We start from the raw sequence: 12,033 nt of genomic DNA, 5'->3' as shown, positions 1-12,033 counted from the left end.
GCCGTCAGCGGGGGGCCGTCAGCCCGGCCACGATCATGTGCTTGAGCAGGTCGTAGCTCTCGTCGAGCCGTTCCGGCAGGCCGAACGCGCCCGACGCCTCCAGCACCGCGAACCCGTGCGCCGCCGCGCGCATGCAGCGGGCCGTGTGGATCGCGTCGGAGTCGGCGAGCCCGTAGCCGCGCAGCGTCGCGAGCATGATGCCCATCAGGCGCTCGCCCGCCGTCCGCATGCTGGGGTGGGGCTGCTGGATGACCACCGCGTAGCGGTTGGGGTGGCGGGTGACGTAGGCGCGCCAGGCGTCCATGAACGCGCCGACGGCCTCCTCGCCCGAGCGGCCCAGCACCGCCGGGCCCAGCTCGTCGGAGATCTCGTCGATGATCCGCACCGACAGCAGCTCGCGCAGCTCGGCCAGGTTGCGTACGTGCTTGTACAGCGACGGCGTCGCGACCCCGGCGCGGGCGGCCACGGCCGACAGTGTCAGGGCCTCGGGGCCGCTCTCGTCCACCAGGGCCACCGCCAGGTCGACGACCGTCTCCTGTGACAACGCCGCCCTAGCCACGCACGCGCTCCTTGATGAACGGCACCACCGCGGCGGCCACCTGCGACGGGAACTGGGCGTGCGGGTAGTGGCCGGCGCCGTCGATCATGACGACGGTGCCGCGCCCGGCGGGCATCTCGGCCACGATGCCGTCCGCCTCGGCACGCGGGTCGGCCCAGTCGGGGTCGAGCGTGCCCATGATCACGAGGGCGTCGGTCCGGAGGCGGGGGAGCTCGGCGCCGGCGTCGGTCGGGGCGGACTGGCCCATCTTGGCGACCACGGCCATCCGGCCCGGCCTGCGCAGGTCGGCTTCGAGCGCGGTCATGTAGTCGGCGTAGTCGGCGGGTTTGGTGCCCGGGTAGGCGTGGTCGAGGTACTTCCTCCACAGCCCGACGCTGCGCGTGATCGCGCTGCCGAGCAGCAGGAGGGCGCCCTTGCGGTGGTGGCCCTGGCGCAGCAGCGCGCCGCCGTCGATCTTCTGCGCCCGGGTGAAGGGCCCGAGCTCCACCAGCGCGCTGACCAGCGCGGCGGCCTGCGCCGCGGCGATCGTGGCGGCGCCGCCCGCGAACGAGTGGCCCACGATCGCGGCGGGGCCGCCCAGGTGGCGGACCAGCGCGAGAATGTCGCCGGCCACGTCGGCGCGGGTGTAGGAGGGCCAGTCGCGGCTGGACTCGCCGTGCCCGCGCAGGTCCATGGCCGCCACCCGGAAACCGGCCGCGACCAGCTCGGGCGCCAGGAACCGGTACGCCCGCCGGTCGTTGCCCATGCCCGGCACCAGCACCACCAGCGGCCCTTCGCCGGTCACGTCGTACGCGATCTGCCCGTCGCCGATCGTCAGAAACTCGGTCATGTCCATCTCCTCGGCTAAGCTCTGTAGCCACAAAGCTAAAGCCTTTAGCCTCCTTCGTCAAGCGATGTCCGGAAGTAGGGCGTGATGATGGGAGTTGTCAGTAGAAGGGGCGTGCGTGCCGTGCGCCATTGCGGCTCCCCAGCCTGTCGCGTGACGCCGTCGTGAAGGGCTGACCGGCCGGGTACGGCCCTGGGAGAGCCGTACCCGGCGAGGCGTCAGGCGGCCGGGACGTCGTCGATGGTGCGGCGCGGTCCGGTGAACCAGCGCCTGGCCGACAGGGCCCACCACAACCAGATGCCGATCAGCACGACCCCGACCGCGATCGGCGCGTAGTTGACCGAGGTCCAGGTGAAGTCCTTGTTGCCGGGCACGCCCGCGGGCGAGAACGGCATGATGAAGTAGACCGACACGACGACGATCTCGACGCAGGCGATCCAGCCCAGTACGCGGTACTTGCGGCCCAGCGTCCACGGGCCGGGCTTGAAGGCGTCGCCCATGCGCAGGCGCAGCCAGATCGGGATGAGGAACGCCAGGTAGAGGCCGATGACCGCGATCGACACGACGGCGTAGAAGGCGACCGGCGTGGTCGAGCCCGCGGGGGCGTACAGGGCGGGGAGGGTGATCAGGGCGGCGATGAGGCAGCCGGCCAGGATGGCGTTGACCGGGGTGCGGTTGCGGTCCACCTTCGACCACAGCCGCCATCCGGGCACCGCGCCGTCGCGCGAGAACGCGTACGTCATGCGCGACATCGAGGTCACGCAGCTCATCCCGCAGAAGAACTGGCCGATCGTGGAGATCGCGAAGATCGCCGTGGCCAGCGGGGAGGAGAGCGCGGTCTCGAAGATCGCGCCGACGAAGCCGGACTGCTTGTTGATCTCGTCCACGTTCGTCGCGGCGAACAGGAACGACAGCAGCAGGATCCAGCCGCCGATCGCCGAGTAGAAGATCGACTGCCACAGGCCGCGGGCGGCGGTCCTGGCCGCGCCCTGCGTCTCCTCCGACACGTGGGCGCAGGCGTCGAACCCGGTGATCGTGTACTGGGTGAGCAGGAAGCCGAGCGGGAGCACGTACAGCCAGAAGGGGAGGCCGCCGTCGCCGTCGCCGAAGCCGGAGTTGTTCAGCGTGCCGCCGAACACGAAGCCGAGCGACTGGTGCTCGGACGGCGCGAAGACCAGGATGGCGACGATGACGACGGCGCCCGCCACGTGCCACCACACGCTGATGTTCTGCAGCAGCGAGATGAGCCGGTGGCTGAAGATGTTGATGAGCGCGTGCAGGATGAGGATGATCACGAACAGCAGGAACGCCTGGGGGAGCGTGCCCTCCCAGGCGCCGGCGGTCAGGCGGCTGATCGTGATGTTGAGGAACGTGGCGCAGCCGTAGTCGACCGACGCGGTGACCGCGATGAGGCCGATCAGGTTGAGCCAGCCGGTGAACCAGCCGTGGATCGGCTTGCCCATGGTGGCGGCCCACCAATAGATGCCGCCCGCCGTCGGGAACGCCGAGACCAGCTCCGACATGCAGAAACCGATGATCAGGATGAACAGCGAGATCAGTGGCCAGCCCCACGAGATGGCGATGGGGCCGCCGTTGTTCCACGCCTGTCCGAAGGTCGTGAAGCAGCCGGCGAGGATCGAGATGATGGAGAAGGAGATCGCGAAGTTGGAGAAGCCGCTCCAGGTCCGGGCCAGCTCCTGCTTGTAGCCGAGCTCGGCGAGTCGCCTGGAATCCTCTTCGATGGACATTGAGGTCTCCCTGGGGGGCGCGGAGGACGCTCTATTTGGTCTACGTCTAGACCATTTCTCCCCGGGGGACAAGGTGTTACAGGTGAGTTTCGGTGCGGTCAGGAAGGGGCGTGGTCCGCAGGGGCGATGTCCAGCACGATCTTCCCGGTGATCGTACGGTCGAGCTGGGCCGCGGCGGCCTGCTTCAGGCGTTCCCACGACTCGCGGTGGCCGATCTCGACCGACAGCCTGCCAGTGGCCACGAGGTCCAGCAGGAAGGTCAGGTCGGGGCCGGGGGAGGTGACGTCGCCGAAGGAGTTCAGGGATCGGGCGGGGCCGAGGGAGAAGGTCGACCCGGGCGGGAAGACGGCGGGCCGCCCGGAGGCCCAGCCGACGCTCTGCAGGTTCCCGCCCGGCTTCAGCAGGCCCCACGCCGCCACCAGCGTCTCCCCGCCGACCACCTCGATCACGACATCCACGGGCGCGACCCCGTCGCGCCCCGCCGCGACCTCCACCGGGGGTGCGGTGACGGAGGGGGGTAGGGTGCGGGCGCGTTCGGGGGTGCTGACCGATGCGATGACGTGGGCCCCTGCCAGGCGGGCGAGCTGTACGGCGAGCCGCCCGACCGAGCCCGACGCGCCCGTGACGAGCACGCGCGAGCCCGGCGAGGCGCCCGCCGCGCGCAGCGAGCGCAGGGCCGACAGGCCGGACATCGGCACGGCCGCGGCCACCGCCAGGTCCACCCCGTCCGGCACCGCGGCGATCGAGCCGGTGTCGAACGCCGCCCGCTCCGCCCAGGCCCCCGCCCCGAACGCCGCCACCCGCGTGCCCTCGGCCGGGCCCGTGCCGTCCGCGGCGGCCCGGAGCACCACCCCGGCGGCGTCGTAGCCGAGCACGGTGCCCTCCGGCAGGCGGCCCATGTGCCGCAACTCGCTGAAGTTGATCGACGTCCGGTGCACCTCGACCAGCGCCTGCCCGGGACCGGGCACCGGTTCGGGCACGTCGGCGAACCGCCCTTCCGCCCCCGGATCGACCACCAGTGCGCGCATACGACCACGGCTCCTCTCGCCGACAGGCGGACCGACGGTCCGCTTCGCTGCCGGGATACTATGAGGACCGACAGTCCGCTTGCAAGGGAGAGGTCGGATGCGATCAGACGCGACCCGTAACCGCGAGGCGATTCTGCGGGCCACCGAAGAGTTGCTGGCCGCCCACGGCGCCGAGCACATCTCGCTCGACCGGGTGGCCAACGGGGCGGGGGTGGGCAAGGGCACGCTGTTCCGGCGCTTCGGCAGCAGGACCGGCCTGTTCCAGGAGTTGCTGGCCGAACGGGCGGCCGCCCTGGCCGAGGCCATCAAGTCGCCCGGCTCGCCGCTCGGCCCGGGGACGCCGCCGGAGGAACGGCTGCTCGCCTTCCTGGACGTGCTGGCCGGGCTGGCCGAACGCAACCTGGCGCTGTTCGCCGCGCACGAACGGGCCTGCGCGGCGGACAAGTACCGCGACCCCACCTATCTGCGCTGGCACGCCCACGTGACGGCGCTGATCGCGGCGGCGGCTCCTGGGCTCGACGCGGGGTTCGCCGCCCACACCCTCCTCGCCTCCTACGACGCCGACCTCGCCCGGCACGTGATGTCCGAGGGCGGGGCGGACCGGCTCAGATCCTCGGTCCGCGGCGTCGCGCGAGCGCTCCTACGCGGCTGAGGCGACTCAGGCCGAGAAAGCGTCCGTGAGGCGGCTCCGGCCGGGAAGGCGTCCGTGGGGCGGGTCAGGCTGAGAAGGCGTCCGTGGCGGCCTGGCAGAAGGCTTTCAGGTCGTCCGGTTTGCGGCTGGTGACCAGTGTGTTGGGGCCGTCCGTGCAGACCACGACCTCCTGGTCCTTCCAGGTCGCGCCCGCGTTGCCCAGGTCGGTACGAAGACTCGGCCAGGACGTGAGCGTACGCCCGCGTATGACGTCCGCCTCGATCAGCGTCCACGGGGCGTGGCAGATGGCGGCCACCGGCTTGCCGGCGTCGAAGAAGGCGCGCGCGAACCGGACGGCCCCCGGCACCGTACGCAGGAAGTCGGGATTGGCGACACCCCCGGGGAGTACCAGGCCGTCGAATCCGGCGGGGTCGGCGTCGTCCACCGTGGCGTCCACGGCGAACGTGCCCGCCTTGTCCAGATGCTTGAACGCCTGGATCTGCCCCGAAGACGTGGAGACCAGCCGCGGCGTGCCACCCGCCTGCTTGACCGCCTTCCATGGCTCGGTGAGCTCCACCTGCTCGACCCCTTCGGGAGCGACCAGGAACGCGATGGTCTTGCCGTTCGCCATGACTGTCCCTTTCGTTTCCCTCCCCCTATCCGGACGGTCCGGATGTATGCGTTTTTACCCCCGGGGGGTATAGAGTGGGCGGCGTAACCGGGAGAGTGAGGAGTTCGGACATGGTGATCACCACTGCGTACCAGGTCGAGGGCATGACCTGTGGCCACTGCGTCAGCTCGGTGCGGGCCGAGGTCGGCAAGGTCGACGGGGTCCAGGTCGTCGAGGTCGACCTCGCGGCCAAGGAGATGGTCGTGACCAGCAGCGCGCCGATCGACCTGGCCGTCATCGAGTCGGCCGTGGTCGAGGCCGGCTACGAGCTGGGCGGGGGCCGCGAGCTGCTGCCGCAGGCGGGGTCGTGCTGCGGCTCGGGCGGCGGTTGCTGCTGACCCGCCTAGGGGGTGGCCCGCCGGGATCGCCAAAGGGTGTGCGCGGCGCACGCGAGGGCTGCGCCGACGGCGTACCAGAGCAGGTCGGGCGGGTTGAAGGTGCTGCCGAGCAGCGGTCGCAGGAACGGGGGGATCTTGCCGAGCTGGGCGAACTCTATCGCCCAGCTCAGCCCGCCCGCCACCACCGCGGCGGCCCACGGCCGCACGCGCGGCGCGGCCAGTACGACGAGCGCGTAGATCAGTACGGTGTAGAGCGCGTCACCCGCATACTTGGGCACGGGCCCGTCCCACAGCAGCCGGACGGCGAGCCCGGCCACGATCGTCAGCACGGCGGCGAGGAGAACGGGCAGGCGGGGCACCGAATCAACGTAGTGCCAAGCGTACTGAAAATTTACACCGCAAAAGGAAACGAGAATGAAACAATTCTCCGCTGCTCGTTGACACGCGGTCTCCGTATGGTGTGCCTTCTTCTACACAGGAACCCCCCGCCTGAAGGTGAGGCATTCATGAGGAAATGGTTCGCACGCCTGGCAGTGCTGGGTGTTGCGCTGTTAGTGGCCGGCCAGGGTGCCACGGCGGCCCAAGCCCAGGAACCTGCGGCGGGGAAGAAGGTCCTTCGCGTCGGTGCCACCCAGGCGATGGACCACATGAACCCGTTCACAGCGGTCCGGCTGGTCTCGACCTCGATCCACCGCTGGATGTACGGCTTCCTCGCGGTCCCCGACTCCAAGACGCTCCAGCCCAGCCCCGACCTGGCTGAGTCGTGGACGACGTCCGACGACGGGCTCACGTGGACGTTCAAGATCCGTAACACCAAGTGGTCCGACGGCCAGCCGGTCACGGCCGAGGACGCCGCCTGGACGTTCAACAAGATCATGACGGACGAGGCGGCCAAGACGGCCAACGGCCCGGCCGTGGAGAACTTCGAGAGCGTCACCGCCAACGGCCAGGACCTGGTCATCAAGACCAAGGCGCCGCAGGCGTCCATGCTGGACAACCCGATCCCGATCATGCCCAAGCATGTGTGGGAGAAGGTCACCGACATGACCAACTTCGAGGGCGACACGTACCCGACCGTCAGCAGCGGTCCGTACATCGCGGTCGAACACAAGAAGGACCAGTACGTCAAGCTGCGGGCCAACCCCGACTACTGGCGGGGCAAGCCCAAGATCGACGAACTCCAGGTCATCTTCTACGACAACCCGCAGGCCGCCGTCGCCGGGCTCAAGAAGGGCGACATCGACCTGCTCGGCCGCATGACGCCGCCGGAGTTCGAGGCCATCCAGAACGACCCGAACATCGAGGCGTGGAACACCCAGGGCCGGCGCGCCGCGTACCTGCAGATCAACCACGGCGCCACCACCACGGACAACAAGCCCGTCGGTGACGGCCACCCGGCGCTGAAGGACCCGAAGGTGCGCCAGGCGCTGCACTTCGCCATCGACAAGCAGAAGCTGGTCGACGAGGCGCAGAACGGCCTGGCCAAGCCGGCCGACGGCTCGATCATCCCGCCCATGTACAAGGACTTCTTCTGGGAGGCCACGGGCGACGAGAAGGTCACCTACGACGTCGCCAAGGCCAACAAGATCCTCGACGACGCCGGCTACAAGAAGGGCTCCGACGGCGTCCGTACGATGCCCGACGGCAAGCGCAAGCTGGAGTTCCGCTTCAGCATCCACACCGACGCGCCGAGCGAGGACAAGCTCGCCGAGTACCTGACCGGCTTCTTCAAGGAGATCGGCGTCACGCTGACCACCACGAAGCTCGACTCCAGCAAGTTCACCGAGGAGACCGGCGTCACGGCGCTGTTCGACATCGCGATCAGCGGCTGGTCGGTCAACCCCGACCCCGAGGAGATCCTGGCCACCCACCTGTGCAGCCGCAGGCCGGCGCCGGGCGGCGAGGGCGGCGGCACCGAGTCCTTCTACTGCGACCCGACCTTCGAGAAGCTCTACCAGGAGCAGCTCAAGGAGCTCGACCGGCCCAAGCGTGCCGAGATCATCAAGCAGATGGAGCAGCGGCTCTACACCGACGCTCCCGTCATCGCGATCTACTACCCCAACGACCTTGAGGGCTACCGCAAGGACCGGATCACCAGCATCACCCCGATCCCCGAGGACAAGGGCCTCCTGTACGGCGGCAGCGGCTACTGGCCGTTCTACACGGTCGACGTCAAGGCGAGCGCGGCCTCCGGCTCCGGCGCCGACGGCGGCGGCTCCAACACCGGCCTCATCGTCGGGGTGGTGGGCGGTGTGGTCGTCATCGGCCTCGTGGCCTTCCTCCTGACCAGGCGGCGCAAGAGCGTTGCCGACGAGCGCGAATGACAACACCGCTCGAAGCAGCGGAACCCGTCGCCGTCCAGGCGGCGGGTTCCGGTGAGGACCGCCCCGCGGGCCGCGGCACGCTCAGGTACGCGTTGTCGAAGGCCGGCGGGGCGCTGTTCAGCATCGCCGCGGTGATCGTCGGAACGTTCTTCGTCTTCCGGCTGTTGCCCGGCGATCCCGTGCGGAACCTGGCGCAGGGCCGCAACATGACCCCCGCGCAGCTCAACCTGGAACGCCACCGGCTCGGCCTCGACAAGCCGGTGCTCGACCAGTTCTTCGACTTCGTCGGCAAGACGCTCAGGCTCGACCTGGGCCTGTCGTACGAGTACAAGCGGCCGGTGCTCGACCTCATCGGCGAGCGCATCGGCCCGACCCTGCTGCTGGCCGGCACGGGCACGATCCTCGCGGTCTCGCTCGGCATCTGGCAGGGCACGCGGGCCGGCTGGCGGCACGGCAGCAGGTTCGACCGGTTCTCCACCGGCGTCTCGCTGGTGTTGTGGTCGGTGCCCACCTTCTGGCTCGGGCTGCTCCTGCTCATGGTGTTCGGCGTCGGCGTCGGGCCGATCCCCGGGCTGTTCCCCTTCCGCGGCATCGAGAGCGTGGACGCGCCCGACGGGTTCGCGTACCTGCTCGACGTGGCCTCGCACATGGTGTTGCCGTGCCTGACCCTGGTGGCGGTGGTCTACGCCCAATACCTGCTGGTCATGCGGTCGTCCCTGCTGGAGGAGGTCAGCCAGGACTACGTGACCACCGCTCGCGCCAAGGGCCTGCGCGACGAGGACGTACGCCGCCGGCACGCCGTCCCCAACGCCCTGCTGCCCACGGTGACGCTGGTCTTCATGCGTATGGGCTTCGTGGTCGGCGGCGCGGTGACCGTCGAGTACATCTACAGCTGGCCGGGGCTCGGGCAGTTGTTCTACCGGGCGATCGAGGTGCCGGACTTCACGCTCATGCAGGGCACGTTCATGCTGATCACCGTGGCCGTGATCCTCATGAACACGCTGGCCGACGTGGTCTACCACTTCCTCGACCCGAGAGTGAGGTCGGCATGACCAGCGTCGCTTGGGACCGCAGGCGGCACGCGTTCGGCCGCTTCTGGGGCACCTTCCGCCACCAGCGGGCCGGCATGGTCGGTCTCGGGGTGCTCGTCGTGGCGGTGGTGCTGGCGCTGATCGCGCCGCTGTTCATCGACGAGGGCGTGACCAACGTGGTCCGCGCCACCGGCGAGAAGATGGCCCCGCCGAGCCTCGACCAGCCGTTCGGCACCGACGAGTCGCGGCGCTCGATCCTGCTGATGATCTGGTGGGGTTCGCGTACCTCGCTGCTCATCGGCTTCCTCGCCGCGCTGCTCAGCATCGTGATCGGCATGGTCGTCGGCATCGCCGCCGGGCACTTCCGCGGCTGGTCCGGGGCCGTGCTCATGCGGATCACCGACTGGTTCCTGGTGCTGCCCTCGCTGATCACGGCGCTGGTGCTGGCTGCCATCCTGGGCGGCAGCACGTTCACGATCATCATGGCCATCGGGATCACGACCTGGCCATCCACCGCCCGCCTGATCAGGGCGCAGACGTTGTCGGTCGAGGCGCGGCCCTACATCGAACGTTCCAAGGCGCTGGGCGCGGGCCACTGGCACATCACCACCCGGCACGTGTTGCCGAACGTGGCGCCGCTGCTGCTGGCCAGCACCACGCTGGAGGTGGCCAGCGCGATCGTCACCGAGTCCACGCTCGCCTTCCTCGGCGTCACCGCCAACAAGACCTCGTGGGGCACGATGTTGCGGGCCTCCTACGACTTCGGCGCGGCCACGTACGGCGCCTGGTGGTACATCCTCATCCCGGGTCTGTGCATCCTCGCCGTCGTCATGGCGTTCACGCTGTGCGGCAGGGCGCTGGAGGCCGTGCTGAACCCAAGGCTCAGGAGGGCGGCATGAGTCTCCTCGAACTGGACGACCTGTCGGTGACGTACCGCATCGCCTCGGGCGAGGTGCCCGCGGTGCGCGGTGTGTCGCTGTCCCTCGACCCCGGGGCGGCACTCGGGGTCGCCGGCGAGTCGGGGTCCGGCAAGTCGTCGCTCGCCATGGCGCTGCTCAGGCTCCTGCCCAAGAGCACGCGGGTCGGCGGCCGGATCCTGCTCGACGGCGAGGACATCCTCGCCATGAAGTGGGGCCGTATGCGGGCCGTGCGCTGGGCCGAGGCCTCGATCGTCTTCCAGGGCGCGCAGCACGGCCTCAACCCCGTGCGCAGGATCGGCGAGCAGATCGCCGAGCCGCTGCTCGTGCACGGCCTGGCCAAGCCCGACGGCGCCCGTAAGCGCGTCGCCGAGCTGCTCGAACAGGTCGGCCTGCCCGCCTGGCGGGCCCGCAGCTACCCGCACGAGCTGTCCGGCGGCCAGCGGCAGCGCGTGATGATCGCGATGGCGCTGGCCTGCTCGCCCCGGCTGATCATCGCCGACGAGCCGACCACCGCGCTCGACGTGATGGTCCAGGCACAGGTCCTGACCCTGATCAAGGAGCTGATCGCCGAGCACGGCATCTCCCTGATCATGATCTCGCACGACCTGTCGGTGCTGGCCGACGTCTGCGACCAGCTCGCGGTCATGTACGCCGGCCGCGTGGTCGAGCACGGCCCCTCCCACGAGGTGTTCCACGACGCCCGCCACCCCTACAGCCGGGCGCTGGCGGCCGCGTTCCCGACCGTGGGCGACCCGGTGTCGCGGCTGGCCCCCAAGGGCCTCGGCGGCGACCCGCCGGACCCGATGCAGCTCCCGGCCGGCTGCTCGTTCCACCCGCGCTGCGCGGTCGCGGTGGAGGAGTGCGCGGGGCTCGACGTCGAGCTGTGGCCCGCCGGTCCCCGCCACGCCGCCGCCTGCGTGCACGTACGGACCAAGGAGGAGGTCGAGACGTCATGACCGAGACGCAGACCGCGGCCGAGACCGTCTCGACGGGCAAGGGCGCGTTGCTGGAGGCCCGTGACCTGCATGTCGCGTTCTCCGCGCGAGGCCGCAGCGCCCGCGCGGTGGACGGCGTCAACCTGGCGATCGGCCACGGCGAGATCGTGGCCCTCGTCGGCGAGTCGGGCTGCGGCAAGACCACGCTGGCCCGCACGCTGCTCGGCCTCGAACGCCCCACCTCCGGCGAGGTCCGCTACGACGGCTCCCCGCTCCAGTACGGCTCCAGGGCGCTCAAGTCCTACCGGCGTCAGGTCCAGCTCGTGCTGCAGGACCCGATGGGCTCGCTCAACCCCCGCCAAACCGTCTACGAGGCGGTCGCCGAGGGCCCGCGCATCCACGGCCTGCCCGACGAGCAGGAGATCGTGGCCTCGGCCCTGTCCAGGGCCGGACTGCGGCCGCCCGAGCGCTTCTTCCTGCGTTACCCGCACGAGTTGTCCGGCGGCCAGCGGCAGCGCGTCGTGATCGCCCGCGCGCTCGCGCTGAACCCGAAGGTGCTGATCGCCGACGAGCCCGTGGCCTCGCTCGACGCGTCCGTACGCGGCGAGATCCTGGCCCTGATGCTCAAGCTCAGGGCCGACCTGGGCCTGTCGGCGCTGGTCGTCACCCATGACCTCGGCCTGGCCTGGAACATCGCCGACCGGGTCGCGGTCATGTACCTCGGCCGGATCGTCGAGTCCGGGCCGGTCGAGCAGGTGCTGACGGCGCCGCGGCATCCGTACACGCAGGCGCTGATGTCGGTGTTGCCGGAGTCGCCCGAGCGGATCGTGCTGACCGGTGAGCCGCCGGACCCGACCAGGGTGCCGGGTGGCTGCCGGTTCCATCCCCGCTGCCAGGTGCTCGCCTCCGGCAGGGCTGCCGAGGCGGGCGTGGACGCGGCCTGCCGGTCGGAACCGCTGAGCATCCTGCCCGCGGTGCCCGACGCCCAGGCCGCCTGCCACTTCGCGGCGGTCAGCGGGTAGT

The 12,033-nt window shown here is 70.2% G+C and carries 13 protein-coding genes; 7 read left to right on the top strand and 6 right to left on the bottom strand.

The features are described 5' to 3' along the window. Window positions 1-4: 4 nt before the first annotated feature. The 4 genes from DMB42_RS38040 to DMB42_RS38025 all read right to left on the bottom strand — a co-directional run bounded on the left by DMB42_RS38040 (window position 5) and on the right by DMB42_RS38025 (window position 4,161). Window positions 5-559 (bottom strand): TetR/AcrR family transcriptional regulator, encoded by a 555-nt coding sequence (locus tag DMB42_RS38040; protein WP_125643408.1) that lies wholly within the window; start codon window positions 557-559, stop codon window positions 5-7. Beyond that, window positions 552-1,388 carry an alpha/beta fold hydrolase gene (locus DMB42_RS38035; protein ID WP_125643406.1) on the bottom strand — a complete coding sequence of 279 codons (837 nt, stop codon included), beginning with the start codon at window positions 1,386-1,388 and terminating at the stop codon, window positions 552-554. The genes DMB42_RS38040 and DMB42_RS38035 overlap by 8 nt, the downstream gene beginning before the upstream one ends. 215 nt (window positions 1,389-1,603) lie before the next feature. Then, entirely contained in the window at window positions 1,604-3,133 is a 1,530-nt protein-coding gene (locus DMB42_RS38030; RefSeq protein WP_125643404.1) for an amino acid permease, read from the bottom strand. Between the two features lie 98 nt (window positions 3,134-3,231). Continuing rightward, window positions 3,232-4,161 (bottom strand): zinc-binding dehydrogenase, encoded by a 930-nt coding sequence (locus DMB42_RS38025; RefSeq protein WP_185845074.1) that lies wholly within the window; start codon window positions 4,159-4,161, stop codon window positions 3,232-3,234. 97 nt (window positions 4,162-4,258) lie between these two features. Between DMB42_RS38025 and DMB42_RS38020 the strand changes: the two genes are divergently transcribed. Continuing rightward, the gene (locus DMB42_RS38020) at window positions 4,259-4,813 is read left to right on the top strand and encodes a TetR/AcrR family transcriptional regulator (protein ID WP_125643402.1); all 555 of its coding nucleotides are present in this window, start codon (window positions 4,259-4,261) and stop codon (window positions 4,811-4,813) included. Between the two features lie 64 nt (window positions 4,814-4,877). Here the strand turns inward: DMB42_RS38020 and DMB42_RS38015 are convergent, their stop codons facing one another. After that, window positions 4,878-5,423: a type 1 glutamine amidotransferase domain-containing protein gene (locus DMB42_RS38015; protein ID WP_125643400.1), complete on the bottom strand. Its 546-nt coding sequence runs from the start codon at window positions 5,421-5,423 to the stop codon at window positions 4,878-4,880. Between the two features lie 110 nt (window positions 5,424-5,533). On the opposite strand from DMB42_RS38015, the gene DMB42_RS38010 reads away from it, so the two are divergent. Beyond that, window positions 5,534-5,800: a heavy-metal-associated domain-containing protein gene (locus DMB42_RS38010; protein ID WP_125643398.1), complete on the top strand. Its 267-nt coding sequence runs from the start codon at window positions 5,534-5,536 to the stop codon at window positions 5,798-5,800. A gap of 5 nt (window positions 5,801-5,805) precedes the next feature. On the opposite strand, the gene DMB42_RS38005 is transcribed toward DMB42_RS38010, so the two are convergent. After that, the gene (locus DMB42_RS38005) at window positions 5,806-6,159 is read right to left on the bottom strand and encodes a DUF2809 domain-containing protein (RefSeq protein WP_125643396.1); all 354 of its coding nucleotides are present in this window, start codon (window positions 6,157-6,159) and stop codon (window positions 5,806-5,808) included. A 288-nt stretch (window positions 6,160-6,447) separates the two neighbouring features. Here DMB42_RS38005 and DMB42_RS38000 point away from each other — a divergent pair, with 288 nt between their 5' ends. The 5 genes from DMB42_RS38000 to DMB42_RS37980 are packed head-to-tail and all read left to right on the top strand — an operon-like array spanning window position 6,448 to window position 12,032. Further along, window positions 6,448-8,124, top strand: a complete 1,677-nt coding sequence (locus DMB42_RS38000) for an ABC transporter substrate-binding protein (RefSeq protein WP_260478184.1) — start codon at window positions 6,448-6,450, stop codon at window positions 8,122-8,124. Then, complete coding sequence (locus DMB42_RS37995; RefSeq protein WP_125643392.1) at window positions 8,121-9,176, top strand: ABC transporter permease; 1,056 nt, start codon at window positions 8,121-8,123, stop codon at window positions 9,174-9,176. The genes DMB42_RS38000 and DMB42_RS37995 overlap by 4 nt, the downstream gene beginning before the upstream one ends. Further along, a complete protein-coding gene (locus DMB42_RS37990) occupies window positions 9,173-10,054 on the top strand; it encodes an ABC transporter permease (protein ID WP_125643390.1) in 882 nt (293 codons plus the stop codon). The genes DMB42_RS37995 and DMB42_RS37990 overlap by 4 nt, the downstream gene beginning before the upstream one ends. Then, window positions 10,051-11,031 carry an ABC transporter ATP-binding protein gene (locus DMB42_RS37985; RefSeq protein WP_125643388.1) on the top strand — a complete coding sequence of 327 codons (981 nt, stop codon included), beginning with the start codon at window positions 10,051-10,053 and terminating at the stop codon, window positions 11,029-11,031. The genes DMB42_RS37990 and DMB42_RS37985 overlap by 4 nt, the downstream gene beginning before the upstream one ends. After that, window positions 11,028-12,032, top strand: coding sequence for an ABC transporter ATP-binding protein (locus DMB42_RS37980; protein WP_125643386.1), 1,005 nt, complete (start codon window positions 11,028-11,030; stop codon window positions 12,030-12,032). The genes DMB42_RS37985 and DMB42_RS37980 overlap by 4 nt, the downstream gene beginning before the upstream one ends. The last annotated feature ends 1 nt before the right edge of the window (window position 12,033 follow it).

The organism is Nonomuraea sp. WAC 01424 (genome assembly GCF_003947315.1).
GTDB lineage: Bacteria > Actinomycetota > Actinomycetes > Streptosporangiales > Streptosporangiaceae > Nonomuraea > Nonomuraea spiralis.
This window is presented reverse-complemented; position numbering and strand designations above follow the sequence as displayed.